General features: G+C 35.6%; 19 protein-coding genes. 2 read left to right on the top strand and 17 right to left on the bottom strand.

Translation table 11 applies throughout. The features are described 5' to 3' along the window. Nucleotides 1–48 precede the first annotated feature (48 nt). The 10 genes from BUE84_RS02520 to BUE84_RS02475 form a co-directional block, all read right to left on the bottom strand. Complete coding sequence (locus BUE84_RS02520; RefSeq protein WP_079240367.1) at nucleotides 49–1,419, bottom strand: DUF4153 domain-containing protein; 1,371 nt, start codon at nucleotides 1,417–1,419, stop codon at nucleotides 49–51. Between the two features lie 28 nt (nucleotides 1,420–1,447). Beyond that, nucleotides 1,448–1,768: a hypothetical protein gene (locus BUE84_RS02515; RefSeq protein ID WP_145953198.1), complete on the bottom strand. Its 321-nt coding sequence runs from the start codon at nucleotides 1,766–1,768 to the stop codon at nucleotides 1,448–1,450. A 9-nt stretch (nucleotides 1,769–1,777) separates the two neighbouring features. Further along, the gene (locus BUE84_RS02510) at nucleotides 1,778–2,263 is read right to left on the bottom strand and encodes a Coq4 family protein (protein WP_079240365.1); all 486 of its coding nucleotides are present in this window, start codon (nucleotides 2,261–2,263) and stop codon (nucleotides 1,778–1,780) included. A 44-nt stretch (nucleotides 2,264–2,307) separates the two neighbouring features. After that, on the bottom strand, nucleotides 2,308–2,598 hold the full coding sequence (locus BUE84_RS02505; protein WP_079240364.1) for a hypothetical protein: 291 nt from the start codon (nucleotides 2,596–2,598) through the stop codon (nucleotides 2,308–2,310). Nucleotides 2,599–2,662: 64 nt separating this feature from the next. Beyond that, on the bottom strand, nucleotides 2,663–2,953 hold the full coding sequence (locus BUE84_RS02500) for a winged helix-turn-helix domain-containing protein (protein ID WP_079240363.1): 291 nt from the start codon (nucleotides 2,951–2,953) through the stop codon (nucleotides 2,663–2,665). Between the two features lie 6 nt (nucleotides 2,954–2,959). Next, nucleotides 2,960–3,574 carry a hypothetical protein gene (locus BUE84_RS02495; protein ID WP_145953197.1) on the bottom strand — a complete coding sequence of 205 codons (615 nt, stop codon included), beginning with the start codon at nucleotides 3,572–3,574 and terminating at the stop codon, nucleotides 2,960–2,962. Nucleotides 3,575–3,578: 4 nt separating this feature from the next. Beyond that, nucleotides 3,579–4,196: a hypothetical protein gene (locus BUE84_RS02490; protein ID WP_047429199.1), complete on the bottom strand. Its 618-nt coding sequence runs from the start codon at nucleotides 4,194–4,196 to the stop codon at nucleotides 3,579–3,581. Between the two features lie 171 nt (nucleotides 4,197–4,367). Continuing rightward, a complete protein-coding gene (locus tag BUE84_RS02485) occupies nucleotides 4,368–5,873 on the bottom strand; it encodes a RagB/SusD family nutrient uptake outer membrane protein (RefSeq protein WP_079240361.1) in 1,506 nt (501 codons plus the stop codon). An 11-nt stretch (nucleotides 5,874–5,884) separates the two neighbouring features. Continuing rightward, entirely contained in the window at nucleotides 5,885–8,833 is a 2,949-nt protein-coding gene (locus BUE84_RS02480; RefSeq protein WP_079243838.1) for a SusC/RagA family TonB-linked outer membrane protein, read from the bottom strand. Between the two features lie 441 nt (nucleotides 8,834–9,274). Continuing rightward, on the bottom strand, nucleotides 9,275–10,039 hold the full coding sequence (locus BUE84_RS02475) for an enoyl-CoA hydratase/isomerase family protein (protein ID WP_079240360.1): 765 nt from the start codon (nucleotides 10,037–10,039) through the stop codon (nucleotides 9,275–9,277). Between the two features lie 255 nt (nucleotides 10,040–10,294). Here BUE84_RS02475 and BUE84_RS02470 point away from each other — a divergent pair, with 255 nt between their 5' ends. Continuing rightward, the gene (locus BUE84_RS02470; RefSeq protein WP_079240359.1) at nucleotides 10,295–10,846 is read left to right on the top strand and encodes a phage tail protein; all 552 of its coding nucleotides are present in this window, start codon (nucleotides 10,295–10,297) and stop codon (nucleotides 10,844–10,846) included. 36 nt (nucleotides 10,847–10,882) lie between these two features. Further along, on the top strand, nucleotides 10,883–11,704 hold the full coding sequence (locus BUE84_RS02465; protein ID WP_079240358.1) for a T9SS type A sorting domain-containing protein: 822 nt from the start codon (nucleotides 10,883–10,885) through the stop codon (nucleotides 11,702–11,704). A gap of 82 nt (nucleotides 11,705–11,786) precedes the next feature. On the opposite strand, the gene BUE84_RS02460 is transcribed toward BUE84_RS02465, so the two are convergent. The 7 genes from BUE84_RS02460 to BUE84_RS02435 form a co-directional block, all read right to left on the bottom strand. Beyond that, nucleotides 11,787–12,473 carry an SMUG2 DNA glycosylase family protein gene (locus BUE84_RS02460; RefSeq protein WP_079240357.1) on the bottom strand — a complete coding sequence of 229 codons (687 nt, stop codon included), beginning with the start codon at nucleotides 12,471–12,473 and terminating at the stop codon, nucleotides 11,787–11,789. 2 nt (nucleotides 12,474–12,475) lie between these two features. After that, nucleotides 12,476–13,246: a DUF4241 domain-containing protein gene (locus tag BUE84_RS02455; RefSeq protein WP_079240356.1), complete on the bottom strand. Its 771-nt coding sequence runs from the start codon at nucleotides 13,244–13,246 to the stop codon at nucleotides 12,476–12,478. A 154-nt stretch (nucleotides 13,247–13,400) separates the two neighbouring features. Continuing rightward, entirely contained in the window at nucleotides 13,401–13,562 is a 162-nt protein-coding gene (locus tag BUE84_RS24315; RefSeq protein ID WP_156118866.1) for a bacteriocin-like protein, read from the bottom strand. A 120-nt stretch (nucleotides 13,563–13,682) separates the two neighbouring features. Then, nucleotides 13,683–14,408 (bottom strand): XAC2610-related protein, encoded by a 726-nt coding sequence (locus tag BUE84_RS02450; RefSeq protein ID WP_079240355.1) that lies wholly within the window; start codon nucleotides 14,406–14,408, stop codon nucleotides 13,683–13,685. A 119-nt stretch (nucleotides 14,409–14,527) separates the two neighbouring features. After that, nucleotides 14,528–17,023 carry a phenylacetic acid degradation bifunctional protein PaaZ gene (paaZ, locus tag BUE84_RS02445; protein ID WP_079240354.1) on the bottom strand — a complete coding sequence of 832 codons (2,496 nt, stop codon included), beginning with the start codon at nucleotides 17,021–17,023 and terminating at the stop codon, nucleotides 14,528–14,530. A gap of 47 nt (nucleotides 17,024–17,070) precedes the next feature. Then, nucleotides 17,071–17,898 (bottom strand): alpha/beta hydrolase, encoded by an 828-nt coding sequence (locus BUE84_RS02440; protein WP_079240353.1) that lies wholly within the window; start codon nucleotides 17,896–17,898, stop codon nucleotides 17,071–17,073. Between the two features lie 18 nt (nucleotides 17,899–17,916). Further along, nucleotides 17,917–18,510 carry a transferase hexapeptide repeat family protein gene (locus BUE84_RS02435; RefSeq protein ID WP_047429267.1) on the bottom strand — a complete coding sequence of 198 codons (594 nt, stop codon included), beginning with the start codon at nucleotides 18,508–18,510 and terminating at the stop codon, nucleotides 17,917–17,919. Nucleotides 18,511–18,589 lie beyond the last annotated feature (79 nt).

Genomic DNA, 18,589 nt, shown 5'->3' with positions numbered 1-18,589 from the left:
TATATTAATTTTAAATCTAGAGGATTCCGCTAAGTTTTTCATGATCTTTTATTGTATAGTCTGATAATATATGATCTTTGAAAGGAATGTTTTGTATGTTTCATTTTTCACTTTATCCTGCAAGGTCTTTTTAAGCTTCTGATCATTTTTTTCCTCTGCATATTTCAGGAGTGCTTTTTCACTGAAGTTGAGGGAAGTTAAATGATAATTGACCACAAAATCCTTTCGTTTCATATTCTGAGAAGTAATAAACCCTCCCCAATTGAAATAACTGCACACCAGAATGGTTCCATAAAAATACCAGATCATAGAGTTGACAAGGAAAATATTTCTTTTTTGCTTTTTGATTTTAATAAAAGTCAAACCCAAACCAACTAATGATAACAACAGGAAAGCAAGAACCCCTAATCTTTTATAAGTAAATCCATAATTAATAATATACTCATAGTTTTTAAGAGCTGCAGAAACAACAAGAACAGCATTGAGGAGAATCCATATTTTGGCTAAAACCTTCAACAGTCCTGCTTTTGGATCAAAATTAAATCCTGATTTAAAGTAGAACATAATCACCAGAATTGCCATTATAATTGACATGATTACAGCATTCACTCTTTCATGGGTTTCTTCGGAAAGCTGAACTGGTGTTTTTACTACTTCATAAAATTGTTCATAATTGTAAGTAATAATAAAAAACACCAATAAAATATTCAATAAAACAAAAGAGATTACTCCACTCATTCTTTCTGCACCAAGATCAAGAAAAGAATAAGTAGCCTTGGGAATCCGGGAATCTTTGCCAAACTCATTATTCAGAACATGATTATTTTTATAGATTAGCTTTTCTACGGCATAATTCCAGTAATTAAAGGCGATAAAAAATCCTAAAACAGACAGACAGAACACCTGCCAAATGTTAAGATCCAGCTCATAATCTGTGAAAAGGGCTGCAAAATGATTGCTTCCTGCAGAATAAATTCCAAAGAAAACAGAAACCAGTATCAGCGGGATCAGGATGAAAGCCAATGTCTTTTGCCATAATCCTGGAATATTCTTCTTAGGCAGCCATTCATCAAAGCTGAAAAAACGACAGAATGAAGTACAGCAGTTTACGATAAAAACCGGAATTAAAAAGAGAATTTTCAATCTTCTGTTCTTTGATTTATAGCCAAGCAAAAGCAGTGAGCTCGCCACCGCAATAAAGGATGGAAAATCTCCGAACCACGCAAATGCAATACTGGACAGGATACTTGTTCCAAAAAGTACATACAATGTTCTTGTTTTATTTTTTTCCGGTGTTCTAAACAGCGTTAATACAGCATAGACAATTCCCAGAATTCCAAGGTTCAGCCCTACTTCCTGATCATAAAAGACGATGACAAAGAGAATAGCTGTAAGAAATATATAATGATGTGTTTTCATGAGGTTTATTATTTAAGAATTGAAAGATTTAAATTTTGAGAACTGCTTCCAACCAGGGAAACAGTGTCATTATATAGAGGTATAAGGTTGTAATCGGAATATTGACAAGCAGGAGAAGGACCGAATTACCAGAAGCTTTCTGTTCTGAAACATCAGTAAGATAGATAATCAACTCGTGCAGAAGGATAAACATATTAATCACGGCAGTTACCAGTACATAATAAAAGCCTAGCTCAAGAAGAAATTCTGTTCTTATCAACCAAAATGCAAACAGTAGAAGGGTTCCCAGCAGAAAAGAAACAATGAATGATCTTTTCCCTAACGGACTGAATTTTATTTTTCCCATCATCTTTAGTTTTTAATGAAGAACTATTGTTTCTTTCTGTTGAATAAAGTCTTTCACATGTTCATAATTCTGCCATAGCAATTCTTCAAAGTCCCAATGATAAAAGGTTCTCATATTTTGTCCCTTTTTATAAGCTTTGATATAAATTTTCACATATTCAGGGAGAATAATTGTTCCTAATACGATTGCAGCCAGAAGGTGCGCATTGAGCTTACCATTTCCTAGAAGCAGATACTGCATGGCGATTTCATCTTCGAAGTTGGTTCCACAACCTGTAATCAGATGATGGACATCGTGGTTTTCCATCTTTGGTATCATTGAGAAGCCATGTTTCCTGTAAAACTCCCCCAATTTCCGACCTAAAGAATCTTCCTGAAACTCCAGCAGTTGTTTTTCATTGAACTGCCATTGCCTTTTTTTCTTTTTGAAATATTTTCTGTATAATTTTTGAGTTTTATCATACACAAAAAGCAGAAACTGAACACGTATTTTTTTCATGCTGTATTTATTTGAAATTTAAAATTAATGAGCTAACCCAATGTTTAACTTCCAGCAAACGGACTTCCGAAAATTCCTACTGCTAATTCAAGCCATATCAATGCTAGAGCCAGCAAAATGAAAATACATATCATCACTTTCTGACTTTGTTTTTTAACCCTGTTTCTCACCAGATTGATGAGAAAAGCAGTTGTAAAAAGCAAAGCTCCTGCAATCAGGAAATCTGATCCTGACCAGTTAACTTCTTTAGACACTAGATTTCCAACCAATGGAATACTGAGTAAAGCCAATGGAAGGGCATAAATTGTGAGTGTTTTTTGTTTTTGTGTTATCATTTTATTTAATTTTAAAATATAAAGTACTTTGTAATTCAAAGTTAATTTTCAAAAAAATATAGGACTATCGCCCTAATAATTTTTCCAGTGCATCCAAATGTTCAGTAAAAGCTTGTCTTCCACTTTGTGTAACGCGATAAGAGGTTTTAGGCTTCTTCCCGACAAATTCTTTTTTCACTTCTATATATCCCGCTTTTTCGAGTGCATTGCTATGACTCGCCAGATTTCCATCGGTTATTTCGAGCAGGTTTTTCATTTCGGAAAAATCAACCCAGTCGTTAACCATAAGAACAGACATAATGCCCAATCTTACACGGCTTTCGAATTCTTTATTGAGCTGACTTATTTTGATCATAATTTCTTAATTCTTATCAGGAAAACACTGATTTCCGATTGCTCCTCCTCCATATTGAAGAGCCAAATATCTATTTACCAAGATATATTGACATCCATCATTGTATTCTCCCCTATTGGTATTTGCCTTTTGAAAAATGTTAAAAGAAAACATTCCCATTCCACTTCTTTTAAAACCAATTGTTAAAGGCTCTCCATCTTCTACAGAGATACAATTAGCCTTATCTAATTTATTTTTTAAAATTTTAACTTCACTTTCTTCCCATCCTACTAAATCTCTAATTTTTTTTGATTGTAAAACATTGGAACTTACATCCCAATTTTGATACATAATTTTTGTTGAATCTTTAGTTGTTATCGTTAAACGATTCAATACTCTATCATTTTTAAATTCAATATCTACAGAATAGTTTTCAGGCTTAATTGTATTATAATATTTAATTAAATCTGCGATTTCAACTTCTCTCAAGGAATATTCTTCTTTCAGGTCAGAAACTGAATAGCTTTTATCAAAACTTCCAAAAGCATAACCAATCATTAAAGTCACTGCAATAAAACCTACTAAAAATAAACCTCCAATGGCACAAAGTATTATAATGAAATACTTGAATACTTTATTCATTTTACTATTTATACTTCTTATGCATGATCAATCCATACACAATATGTAAAACACCGAAACCAATTGCCCAGAACAGCAATCCCCATCCTAAAAAGAACAAAGAAATAAGTCCTAAGATAATCTCAAGATATCCTAAATACTTGACATCCGTTAATGTATATCGTTCTGCTGCTACCAGAGCCAATCCATAAAAAATAAGAGTAGCTGGTGCAATGAAAACAAAAAGATGATGATAAAGAAGTGCGAGACAAAAGACACCGCCTGCTACCAAAGGCACTGCAAAGGTAATCAAAAGTCGCTTTGTAGTGGCATCCCAGATCTTCAAACCTTTCTTTTTGCTTTTATGGGCTGTAAAAATATAACCACTAAGGACAGCTACAACCAAAATAACAATTCCGATCAGGACAAGTTCTTTCACCAAGGCCGGGCCTAAAATATTTCTGTCCCCATCAAAATAGCTGATTCCTTCGCGCTGAAAAACAAAATACACATATACAGCTCCAATAATAGCCGTTAACCCCGCAACAACTCCGGATAAACCACTTAGAGAAATAAATCTGGAAGACCGTTCCATCATAGAACGGATATGGGATAAGTCTTCGTGATAGTTTTTTGAATCCATAAAAAGAACTTTGAATTACAAAGTTAAAATTTATTTTTAATCTGCCAACCCTTTATTTTAAATTTTAAAATATTTTTTTCTGAAGACCTCATCGTTTATTTACTTCCAGTAATAAAAAAAGAGAACCCCGCTAAAGCAGGATTCTCAATCATATATTAAAATCTGTACGTGTTATAAAGGATTCTGAACAATCAATGGGTTGGCATTGATTTCAGTTCTTGGAATCAGGAATTCCCAACGTAAGTCTGTATTAGCCACTGTCATTACGTTATTAGTCACTACTGAAGAATGGTTGGCTCCTGTTCTGTCCAAACCTAAATTCAATCTCTTAAGATCTAGGAATCTGAAACCTTCACCCCAGAATTCCAGCCTTCTGCTGTCAAGAATTTCTGTAATATAGGCAGCTCCTGTTGTAGTAGCTCCTGTATAAGATGGGTTTCTATTTTTTGCAAATACGTTGAAAACAGCTTTAGAACCAGCTTCGTCACCGGATCTGGCCAAAGCTTCCGCTTCAATAAGATACATTTCTGCAGATCTCATGTAAGGAACATCTACTCTACTGTCTGCCTGGCTTGCAGCAAGAAACTTCTGTCCCGTGTAAGGGAATTTAGAATATGTTGAAGGTAAAGCAAGTGCTGTATGCGCACCTGTAGGATCAAAATTCTTAGTTCTAATATCTGTTGATGGGAATGAAAGGAATAATTTAGTATTAATCGCTTTAGGAGCCTGACGAATATTGGTAGAGTTGAAGTTTCTTGACATATACGCTCCAAAATTCGAAAACGTGTCTCCCTGATCTGCTATAATAGTAGCACCCCACATCCATTCAGCAACACCAGCTAAATTATTAAATCCAGCGGTATAGGTTGCATTATCCATCAAAGCAAATCCTACACGTGCTGATTGCGCAGCTGTTACAGCCGCCGCATAATTACCTTGTGTTAATGCAATTCTAGCTTTTAATCCTAAAACTACTTTGTCATTAAAATGCGACTTTGTAGCTCTTGTTATCCCTGTAAGCCTTGTTGATGCTTCATTAAGGTCTTTATTGATTTGGGTATATACTTCTTCAACAGTATTTCTCGCCAAAGGTATTTCATTTGCCACCAGTCTGATCGGAACACCAAGCTGGGTATTGTTCGCTCCCGGCACATATCTTTTACCATAGATTTGAACTAACATATAATAACAGAAAGCTCTGAATGCATAAGCCTCCCCAATAGCTGCTTTAATGGTAGTAGCATCAGCAGCAGTAGGAGCAGGAACCGAAGGACCATTTGCAATAACCAGATTTGCATTTCGGATTAGCGCATAATAAAACTGATAAGGATAAAAATCATTGGCAGCATTATCATTTACCTGATCCTGCCATCTCACAGTTGAAACATACCAACCGTTACCTGTAGAAGGAAATACAAGATCATCTGCCAAAGCATCCATCATGATCATAATTCCACCCTGACCATTTTGTCCCTGATTATCATTTTGTCTGAAATACATATCTCTATGCATTCCGTTTACAATGGCCATAAGGTTGGCAGCACTTGAGTAAGCAGCTTCCTCAGAGGCTGCAGTGGTAGGATCCGTTTCAAGATAATCACTCTCACATGAAACTGTTCCCGTAAAGACTGAAAGAACAACAGCCCATTTTATATATTGTTTTGCGATATTTTTCATTACTTAATTATTTAAAAAGATACATTAAATCCTATTGTTACTACTCTCGCCGGTGTATATCTGTTTGATGCCGTACCGTTAAATGCCTGAGCAGGCTCCAATCCTTTTCTTGCTGTTTTGCTCCATAAGTTTTCACCTGAAACAAGGATTCTTAATCCTGAAACTCCCAGCTGAGATAAAGTTTCCGGAGTAAAGCTATAACTTAAAGTAGCTTGTCTAAATGTAAGAAAATCTGAGCTTACCAGCCATCTTGATGAAGCAGCATTAGAACTTGTATATGTTGAAGAGTTTAATGCCGGCACATCTGTGATTTGCCCAGGCGTTGTCCATCTATCCAGAATATCTGTACTTAAAGCTCCTCCCTGTGAGTAACTGGACATCAAAGCAGCATAGTTGGAGTCATATGTTTTTCCACCTAACTGATAAGTAAACATCGCAGATAAAGACCATTGTTTATAGGTAATCGTAGTTCCGAAACTTCCGAATAAGTCAGGAATTGCAGTACCGGAATAGTCATATTTTGCTTTGTTGAAATTGGTAGTAACTTTTTGACCATTCACCGTTCTGATATCAGCAGCTGTTGTATTAGCATAAGCATCAGCTACCAGGAATAAAGGAGAACCGTCAGCCGGATCTACCCCATACCATTGTCTTAACCAATAATCATACACTGAGTGGCCTACAGAAATTTTCTTAGTTCCATTGATAATTTCCGTGATACCATTAGAAAGTTCTGTAATCTGATTTTTAAGTGTAGAGGCATTGGCATTAATATTCCATGTGAAATTCTGATTTTTAATCACATCTGCATTAATACTGAATTCAAATCCACGATTATACATCGTTCCTACATTTCTGCTGATTGTATTATCGGGAACCCCTGAAGAAACGGGAACCGGAACCGGAAAAATCAGATCTTCAGTAACCCTGTTATAGTATTCTACGGATCCTGTAATTCTATTATTTAAAAAGCCAAAATCAATTCCTACATCGGTTTGTTTATTAGCTTCCCAGGTAATGGTAGGATCAGCTAAAAAGCCAAATAAGATTCCAGGCTCCTGAGCATTATTATATCCTAAAGTATAAGTACTTTTATACATATAATAACTATCTGTCCTGTCATTTCCTACTTCACCATATGACGCTCTCAATTTCAATTCACTGATAAGATTGGAATTACTTAAGAACTCTTCTCCTTTCAGCCTCCATCCTGCACCTAGAGACCAGAATGAATCCCATCTTACATCTTTAGCAAATCTGGACGAACCATCCCAACGGATAGAACCTGAAAGTAAGTATTTTGATTTATAATCATAATTTAATCTTGAGAATACCCCTTCTTTTCTGTAGTTATCTGTACGTGAAGTAAGCGATGATGGAGTTACAAAGTTAACCAACTCATCATTATCATCTACAATCTGACCTTTTTTATATCCATATAGGTATTCATACATGAATTTATAGTTTTCATGCCCTAAAAGGAATTCAAAATTATGATCTCCGAATTTTCTTTTGTAGTTTAAGAGCTGATTCCAGGTAAAGGTTTGCTCTGTAAAACTAAATTTTTCTGCTGAACCTCCCGGAGCTGCATCCCCGATAATTTTATTTCCATAGGTACTTCTTCTGTTATTTCTGATATCGTACCCTACGTTTGTAGATAAAGTAAGATAAGGATCAACTTTAATTTCAGCATAGGCTCTGGAAATGATATAATAGTTTTTGGAAAGGTCTTTATTTAAAAGTGTCTCCTGAATTACGTTTCTTCCTGCCGCTGCATCAGCACCTCTGGCACTTCCTGCATCATACACTATGTTTCCATCATTATCATAAAGGGTAGCAAATGTATTAGGATCATGAGCATAAGGACTGTAAATAGGTCCCATTGTTCTTGTCCATCTGTATGGGTTGATATAAGCAGAATTATTATCTACACCTTCTACTGAGTTATTTCCGTTAGAAGACACTCCACTGATACTACTTCCTAATTTCAACCAGCTTTTAACCTGAGAATCTACTTTTAATCTTGCCGTAAATCTTTCAAAATCTGATTTGATAAGATATCCGGTTTCATTGGTATATCCTACTGAAGAAAAATAGGTTGTTGTATTACTTCCTCCACTGTAATTTAATTCATAATTCTGTCTGAAACCTGTATTCATCAATGGTTTTTGCCAATCCAGGTCTGTATATTTTAACTGAGCATTTGAGTTCAAAAGTCCATTGACAACCAATTGATTATCCGGCACATTAAAAACATTGGTCTTAAGAACACCTGAAATCAATTGTGCCGTAGCGTAAGCGTTGGCATCCGCAACACTAGTACCTGGTACAGAAGTCATTCTACCGTTTCTTATTGACTCCCAAACAAGAGGATAATATTGATAAACATTCACTCTGTCATATTCCGGAATTGATCTTCCTACCGCTCCGGTACTCATGCTAAAGTTAAATGCATCTTTTCCTTTTCTACCAGATTTTGTAGTGATCAAAACAACACCATTAGCTGCAGCAGAACCATACAAAGAAGTAGAAGCTGCATCTTTCAGGATATTGAATGATGCAATATCATTGGGATTAATTGCCGCAAGAGATCCAGTATATACTGTACCATCAACTACATATAAAGGTGCCGTTGTAATTCCATAAGAACCTATCCCACGGATTTGAATACTTGGCGAACTTCCCGGTTGACCTGTACCCGTACTTACTTTTACACCGGCACTGGCACCGTCCAGCGCCTGTCCGATACTTGTTATCGGTCGATCGGCAAATTGTTTCGCTTTAATTTCTGTATTGGAGCCAACCATTGTTTCTCTTTTCTGGCTTCCGTAAGCAACCACTACAATCTCATCAATCTTAGTATCCTGCGGTATGGTGTCGCGCTTAGCCTTTTGGGCTTCTACCATGTGCCCTCCTACAAAGAACAACACAGCAGTACTCAATATTAACTTCATTTTCATATTTAACATATTTTAACAGTATGAACACAAATATATGTAATAAAAAATAATAAAAAGCCAACAAAAAAGAACTTTAATTGAATTAAACATAATTATTTAATAATTTTAACATTTTATTGATTATTTATTAAAAAAATAAGTTAAAATTCAACTAAACAAGTTTAATAAAAACTAAACACTTATTTAAAATAAGTTAAAATACTATTGATAAATCATAAAAACTAACATTTATTTGCGCAAAAATACAAAGAACACAAAATAATATAATGATAATGCAATTTCTGAAAACATGTAGAATATACTATCATTTCTGTTTTTTGAAAAAAATCAAACAACCACTATAAAAGCACAATAAAGCATAAAAAAATCCGTAGAAAACAATTATTTCTACGGATAACATCTGGATCAGAATCCACTTATTTCCTAACCATTAAAGACAAATTATTTTGTCCTTAATTTTTCTTTAATAGACTCAATATTTTTCTTTGCAGAATCTTCAAGGATAAGGCTGGCACTCATATGTATTCTTGCCGGCATGAGTTCATTGAAGTGGTCAGTTCCTTCCCAAGAAACTTTTTTAATTAGCGCTAGAGCATCGCTGCTTCTTGACGCTAAAGTCTGTAAAAACTTCTCTAGCTTTTCATCCATTTCCTTAATAGTATCTGAAACGGAATGATAAACATTATGTTGCTCAGCCCATTCTGCAGATCTGAAGTCTGCGTCAATGGCCATTGCAGAGAATTGCGACTTCCCTATTTTTCTTTCAACATAAGGCCCAATTACAAAAGGCCCGATTCCAAGATTGATTTCAGTAAGTGCCAGAGCTGAATCTTTAGTAGCAAAACAATAATCTGCTCCGCAAGCAATTCCTACTCCTCCTCCAGTTGTTTTCCCCTGAACTCTTACCACTACAATTTTCCCGCAGTTTCTCATTGCATTTAAAACTTTAGCAAAACCTCCGAAAAATTTCGTAGAAGCTTCAAGTTCCTCAATTGCTAAAAGCTCGTCAAAACTTGCTCCTGCACAAAAAGCTTTCTCACCTGCACTTTTTACTAAAATAGCTTTCACTTCGTCTTTTGCCCCTTCTTCAAGAATAGTTTCTGCCAGTTTTTCTAAAATTGCTCCCGGAAGAGAATTACTTTTGGGTGTTCCGAAAGTGATTTCGGCAATATTATTTTTAATTTCTGATGCTACAAATTCGCTCATTTTTATTTTATTGGATTCTTACAAAAATACGAAATACAGCTCGTTCAGAGAAACTTAAAGTATAAATTTTCTTTTTAAACCCGCATATCTCACAACATCTATTACGTAGAAATACGGAGTTTTTAATTTGGTATTTTCTACTCTAGCACCACCCTACTATTAATCGTTCCTTTGAACTGAGAATAAATAATCAAAAGGCGGATTCTGAAAAGCCTGTAAAAGAGTAAGAAATCTAAAAACTAAAAAAATATCATCATGGAAGAGTACATTGGAATTGTAAAATTATTTGCAGGAAATTTCGCACCTAGAGGCTGGATGTTTTGCGACGGAAGTCTAATAAGCATTTCAAGAAATTCTGCCTTATTCTCTATTTTAGGAACAACTTATGGTGGAGACGGTATTACTACGTTTGCTCTCCCCAACTTAAAAGGACGTATGGCTTTAGGTGCAGGGAATGTAAATGCGAACCAATTTTATCCTTTGGGAGTGGTGTCCGGAACTACACAAAATACACTTTTAGCATCCAACCTTCCAAGTCTAGGTGCAGGATTTCAGCTTAAGGTAGCAAATAAGAATGCTAATTCATCTACTCCTACGGCCACTTCAACAATTGCCATCTCAGGTACACAAGTGGGAAGAGATTTCAATGCTGTACCAAGTTTTGTGAATGATGCTAACCCTGACACGATTATTAATAATCAAAGCATTGCCTTCATAGGACAAAATCTGCCTGTGAATAATATGCCACCTTATCTAGGTTTAAATTATATCATTTGTGTTGAAGGTATTTATCCTCCAAGAGATTAATATCTATACAATAACCTAACATTTAAAACAAAAATCATGAAAAGCACTACTTTTTTAACAATCTGTAGTCTGCTCATTTCAATTTTCTCATTCGGGCAGACCAGTACGGAACAATTTGAGACAGAATCGAACGGGAGTACAAGCTTCACCGATAATGGAGTCATTTTCAATATCATTTCACATGTAAGTGTTTTTGATATTCAGGGGAATTTCCCGGGAACTGGCTGGAGCGGAACAGCTAATGATAACAGATACATTGATAATTCCAACGATACTCAATCTCCGCCATCATTCAGTATAAAAACTACTTCTAATTTATTTAAAGTAAACAGATTCTGGATGTATCTTTCTGCATTGAACCTGGATCTGAATGTAACAGGAAATCTGACTATAACCGGAAAATTAAGCGGAGTAACAAAATTCTCCCAAATAAAAACTACCGGATTTGCAACCAGCTTAGGAAGTACAAATGGATACACCTTAATTGATCTTACCAACTTAAATGGTCAGAACTACTCAAACATTGTGATTGATGAGTTACAAATCACCGCAAACGGAGCTTTCCGATATGTAGGTTTGGATGCTTTCACCTGGGTAAAAGACAGTAATCTGGTATTGGGTACTTCGGAAGCTAAAAGCATTAAAAAAGACTTGACTGTTTATCCTAATCCGACCCACGGGCCTATTTCTATTACTACAGAAAAAGCCAGTGAGGCTAAAATTTATGGTCTGGATGGTAAAATGCTGAAAACTATACAAACTCAAAAGGGGAATAATGAAATCAATATTTCAGAGCTTCCAAAAGGAGTTTACATTATTAAAACAGCTACAGAATCTACCAAAGTCATTAAAAACTAATCGTAAGAAATTTCACAAGTTCCATATTCCCATAAAGATTCTAATTCATGAATGACAAATCCCTTTCGACGAAGGGATTTTGTCATTTCTGCAAAGCTAAAATGTACTTGTCTATATAAAGCTGTTTTTCTTTTAATTTGTACTGTTGGATATATCTTGGATGTTCCAGCACTGTCATTTTATCAAACAATTTTGCTTCTTTATTTAATTTTGAAATAAAATCGGCATTCTTCTTACCCAGAATAAAAACCTCTGATGTATCGAGAGTAAGACTGATATGCTTCTTCAGAGATTCGACCATAAAGTCTTTTACCGCTTCAAAGAGTCTTTTATCATCATAGTAATTAGCATTCAGCCATCCGTTTTTTGTTTTCCTTACAATAGCCAACGGAAATGGAGAATTGATATAAATATCTTTATAAAAAAGATCAGCTCCACCATAGCTTTCCATCATGTCATACATAAACACGGAAGAAATTTCATGGGTATGGGCAGATTCCATTTTGATTCCGCAGACACTTTCCAATCTTTTGGTATCGGTAAACGGAACTCCTGTTACTCCAGCGCCATGACGGCTGGGATTGATTCCAATAATAAATTTTCTTCGAGATGAATCATTGTAATATTTATGATAAAACTTCTGCATTACCATTAATGTTTCAGGGTTTTCCAGATACGGATTCAGAACATCAAAACCTTCAGGTAAATTTCCAGTATAGTTCAGACTTTCATTGAACGTAATAACATGGTCTGCAAAAGTTGTATTCATATTTAGTTTTTAGAAAAAATAAAGTTTTCAGGTTGATCATCGTCAAGATCCTCATCTTCATCTTCTTCACTTAAAGCCAACTCAATATCAATAAATTGAATGTATAAACCACAGATCTCTCCGTTATTATCATAAGCAAAATAAACAGGATAACTACCGTCGCCAAAACCACTTGCAAACATCGGAATCTGATAGCTGGTATCAGGAATCATCCAATTGATCCAGTCTCCTGCTTCTCTCTGATTGTTGGGATAATCTTTATAGCTTTGTGAAAAAAGCCCGGCAAAATAATCATCATAAATATTGTCGACATTTATTTCATCAATAAATTGATCTACAAAAGGAAGTACTTCTTTATCCGCAATACAACCTAAACCAGCATCTACCTCAAAACCCAAAAAATCATCTTCAGTGACTCCTTCTAACTCTTCTATTCCAACTAAGGCTTCTCTATAAACAACGGGCTTTTCTTTAGTAAATTCAACTTTTACTACGGCATATCTGTCTCCCCAATCTTCAGATTTTACTACAGCAATAGTTACAGGAAAATTTCCTTTCGGAGCCTGAATAAAATAAGGTGATTGATTGGCATTTAGAGACACCAGCGGATCTCTTACCACCACTTTTCCGGAAGGAAGAGAAACATTTCCGATTTCCATCACTTCCATTTTCTGCCCCAGAATTTCATCAGAATTAAAATACGCTTCCAGATCTGCAGGACAAACCAGAATATTTTTCACTTCTTCCCATTTTTGCATCCAGCTTTCGTTCATTATTTCTATATTTTTTTGAGTTGATTTAAAGTTTGAAAATAATGAATAAATCTAAAGGCATCAAACAGGAAAGAATTTTTAACACAAGATTATAAAAATAAAGCTGCAAACCATGGGAGCTGCAGCTTTATGTATTGTTTTAAGTGAAAAAAATCTAAGAATCAGCACATATATAACATGCTCTTGCAATATCAGGCCATCTTCCAGGAAGACAACAGCTTCCGGGAGGGCAAGGATTAAGGACACAAGACCAGTTTGGTCCGGAGCCTTTAAGAGATCTCAACTCATGTCTTGAAAGTTTTTTTAAGTTTTTCATAGTGGTTTGTTTTGATATTCTCTCCTACTCTATATGCTTTTCGGATTTTGCCTATTAAAGTTAATAATTTTTCAAATAAAAAGTATAACTAATTGAAATTATGAACATTTATAGATATTATTAATATTCTAAAGGTTTGTAATTTTTAAAAGCATTATAAAAATCTTCATCATTTCCTTTGAATGGTTTTTCTTCAATAATTTTAAACTTTCCTGTAGAATCTTTTTCTTCTACTATTATTTTATCTGAAACATCCACTCTGGCAAATTCTTGCAGAGAATCTTTTTTAATTTTTAGAAATACGGTTGTTGTAGAGCCAGTTAAAATGAGTGAATTAATACAATCTAATTTTGCGTTGTAAGTTAAATTCGGATAAGATTCAGAATTTTTGATGTGGATGAAATCTTTATTCCCAGGATTATAAACAAATAATGTCATCACTATATTTCCCCCTCTTCCAGCGATAGCACTCTGATAGGTTATATCATTAAATCCGTCGTTATTGAAATCACCAATTTGAACATCCATATCAGATATTCCATCTTTATCAAATTTAAAACTGTTGGTCAGTCGCCAGATGTCAACATCCGTTTTCTCACCTTTTACCCACTTCTTTTCCGATTTATAAAAATTAATTGATACAAATACATCTCCGTTACCTGTATGCCTGAATTTCTCAAACTCAACTTTAGTTTTTCCTTTTACTCCAGCATGTAAACTATCTACAAATTTCTCTTCAGAAAAATAGCCTTCTTTATCCGGTTTATGACTTCCCGAACAGGAAAAAAGAAATAAAATTAAGAAAGTCCAGAAGGCAATATTAAAAGGGGTTTTTAAAGATTTCATGATTAAAAAATATTTCTGATTCTCTTACCATATTAAGGTTTCAAACCTTGACATGAAGTATTAAAAAGTCCCTTTCAGTTTATACTGAAAGGGACTATAAATTTATATTTTATTTTGAATTAAATCAATCCAAACTGTTGGAAGTGGTGCGTAAAATGCTTTTTATGCATCAGTTCCCACATTTCTTTATTCAGTTTTCCGAAAACGTAATTCATGTGTTCTGCCTGTGGATTTTCTTTGTAATAGATTACAAATTTCTTCAGGTTATCCATGAATGATAATTTTGCAGCTTCCAGATTTTTGTGCGTTGGTTCCGGAAGGGAGCCATCCTGTGGAAGGAATGGAGCTGTAAATTCTTTTGGCATTGCTCTGTGGTTGTAAAGAGAATCCTGCCATTTTTCAAGGTTTTCTTCAGGAGTGAAACATTTTTCGGCTTCAGGTTCTCCGAAACTTACCAATACCGCCTGCTCAAGATGTTCTATCATCTGCTGAGGAGACATTTTGCCCCAAAGTGCTGGTGTACTTTCCGTTAAACCGTTTACTATTTTCTGAACATTTTTCACATTCAGATCGATGAAAGGAGATTGTTTTGCTACCAATGTTAAAATTGTGGCCACACAAACGATCTCATCTCTTTGATTCACTACTTCAACCAGCCATTTTACAACACCGGAAGGAATGTTTCTTCCTTTTACTCCTCTGTTGATCTTTTCTTTGGCTGTTAAATAAACAGTGATGGTATCACCTGCATAAACAGGCTTGAAGAAACTACAGTCTTCCAATCCATAATTGGCAATAACAGGTCCTTTTTTCCCTGAAACGAATAATCCCGCTGCTGCTGAAAGAATGAAATATCCGTGAGCAACAGTTTTATCAAAGATTGTACCTGTTAAGCTTGTAGCATCTGTATGGGCATAGAAGTGATCCCATGAAACATTGGAGAAGTTGACGATATCTGCATCGGTAACTGTTCTTCCTGCTGTTTCTAAAGAGTCTCCCACTTCTACTTCTTCAAAATACTTCTGGAAAGGATGTTTGTCTGAGAATTTTTTCTCTGCTCCCTGCTGGTAGATCTTAGTAATTGCTTTAAGCACATCCGGTGATCCCTGAATGGCTGTTTTCTGCAGGAAGAAGTGAAGACCGCTCAGTCCGCCCATTTCCTCTCCGCCACCTGCTCTACCAGGGCCTCCGTGCATTAATGTCGGAAGCGGTGAACCATGACCGGTACTTTCCTTGGCATTATCTCTGTTCAGAACAAAGATTCTTCCGTGCTGGGAAGCCATTTTCCAGGAAGTTTCTGCGATAAAGTTCTCGTCATGAGAAATGATAGATCCTACCAGACTTCCTTTTCCTCTTTTTGCCAGTGCAGCTGCTTCTTCAGCATCTTTATACGGCATTAATGTAGATACCGGCCCGAAAGCTTCTACATCGTGAGAAATATTTTTTTCGAAAGGCTTGTCATTCAGGAATAATTTCGGACTCATAAATGCTCCATTTTCATAGTTAGCATCTACCAGTTCGTGTTTTCCATCATAAACAAGTTCTGTTTCTGATTTTAAAATATTTACTTTTCTCAGAACTTCTTCATACTGCTGTCTTCCTACTAAAGATCCCATTTTGGTTTCTCTGCTTAATGGGTTTCCGATTTTTGTTTGATCCAACGCTTTAGACAAAGCATTCTGAACGTCACCAATTAAGTGCTCAGGAACAATGATTCTTCTTATTGCAGTACACTTCTGTCCTGCTTTTGTCGTCATTTCGTTACGAACTTCTTTGATGAATAGATCGAATTCAGGTGTTCCCGGTTTTGCTTCCAATCCAAGAATTGAACAGTTCAGGGAATCTGCTTCCATATTGAAACGCACGGCATTTCCTGCAATAGATGGAAGTGATTTTAATTTTCTTCCTGTATTGGCTGAACCTGTGAACAATACAGAATCTCCATCCTGTACATAATCCAAGATATTTCCCGGTTCTCCGCACACTAACTGCACAGCTCCTTCAGGCAATACTCCACTTTCAATCATATCCTGAAATACCGCATTGGTAAGGTAAGATCCAAAAGGAGATGGTTTTACAATAGAAGGGACACCTGCTAATAACGAGGTAGAAAGTTTTTCCAACATTCCCCAAACTGGAAAGTTATAAGCGTTAATCTGTACAGAAACTCCTTCACTAGGTGTTAAAATATGAGTTCCTAAGAAAGTTCCGTTAGCCGAAATCTTCTGAGTGTCTCCATCTACCCAAAATGAAGTATTCGGAAGCATTCTTTTTGCCAATCCCGAATAAGTAAAGAAAGTTCCGAAACCTCCTTCAATATCCACCCAAGAATCAACGTGTGTAGCTCCTGTTTTGTATGATAAATCGTAATATTTTTTCTTTCTTTCTAACAGATAAAGAGCTACTTTTTTCAGCATTTCTCCACGGTCGTAGAAAGTCATTGAAGAAAGGTTTTTATATCCTACGGTTCTTCCGTAGTCAAGAGCCTGTTCAAAATTAAGTCCTTCTGTATCGGAAACAGCTACCTGCTCTCCTGTAACGGCATTGTACAAGGGAACTCCGCTTCCGGTACCTTCTACCCATTGTCCGTAGATATAGTTTTTTAACTTTTCCATATAGTTTTTTACTTTTTGCTTAGATAAGTTTATTCTTTCAGTTAAAATTATTTCGGTTCCTGATAGGGAAACATTTTCACCAATCCTTCATATAAACTTCTGTGAAGAATGGTTGCGTGATTGTCTGTTTCCATCATTTTATATTCCAATGTCCAGTTTTTCTTTCCTGCTTTTTTCAAAACATCATAGAAAGCTTCTGCGTCTTTTACCATCACCGGATGTTCTCCTTTCCCTACGGAAACATAAACGAATTTTTTAGTATCCGGAGATTTTGAAAGTAATGTTCCAGCCTGTTTCAGTAAGCTTTCATCATCCCACCACAAACTTGGACTGATGATAAAATAATTATTGAACATTTCCGGTTTTTTTAAAAGGATTTCTGCTGCCAAAAGTCCTCCCAAAGACTGACCGAAAAGGTATTTGTCTGTAGTTTTAAACTGACTTTCCACGTAAGGTTTTAATTCTTTTTCAACAAATGCAATAAACTTATCAGAATGTCCTGTTGTAGGATAGTCTTTCTGTAAGTCTTTTAAATCCGTATGAAAAGTAAAATCTCTTTTTCTGTCTACATTAGCAACTCCCACCACAATAGTTTCCGGCATGGAATACATCTGATTAAAGAATTGTACTAATCCTGTAACGTGAATAAAATCTTCGTTCATACTTCCATCCAATAAATAGATCACCGGGTATGATTTTGTTTTATCATATCCCTGTGGAAGATAAATATTCAGCGTTCTGTCTTCATTTAATGTTTTGGACTTAATGATCCTCACTTCTCCTATTGTAAGCGGTTTGGTATCAACAGTCTGTGCTGATAGCGTACACCCCACCGCAAACATTATGCTGCATGCAAGCGCAATTTTTTTAATCATATTTAATTGTAATGGTTATTATTTTATATCATCCCAGATGCTGTAATCCACAATTTTAGTTGGAATCTGCTGAACATATTCTGTAAACGGTTCACAAGGCAGAATAGCTTCTTTTCCTTCTCTTGCCAGCTCCTGATATAGTTTTGTTCCTTCTGTTTTCCAGTGAATCATTTCGTCGGAAACATCACGGATAATTTTTGCTGGGCTTCCTACCACCAGTTTTCTTGGTTCACATCTGAAATTGGCTGGTACAAAAGCTAATGCCCCGACAATACTTTCATCACCGATATAAGCTTTGTCCATTACCACAGAATTCATTCCGATCAGACAGTTTTTTCCAATGTGTCCTGAGTGAATGATCGCTCCATGTCCGATGTGCGCAGATTCTTCCAGAATAGTTTCTATATTCGGGAAAACGTGAAGGGTACAGTTTTCCTGTACATTGGCTCCATCTTTAATGATAATTTTCCCCCAGTCGCCGCGGATTACCGCATTGGGACCGATATATACTTCCTCCCCTATTTCTACATTCCCGATAATGACTGCCTGCGGATGAATGTAGGCAGAAGGTTTTATAATGGGACGAATCCCATGGTATGAGTAGATGTTCATAATTTTAATTTGAAAATCTGAGAATGAGTTAATTTGAAAATTAATAATGTCCTCAAACATTTTCAAATTCTCAAATTAT

Origin of the sequence: Chryseobacterium indologenes, from assembly GCF_002025665.1 — a bacterium.
GTDB classification, from domain to species: Bacteria; Bacteroidota; Bacteroidia; order Flavobacteriales; family Weeksellaceae; genus Chryseobacterium; species Chryseobacterium metallicongregator.
Note: the sequence above shows the minus strand (reverse complement) of the source record. Positions and strands in the feature narration are given on the sequence as shown.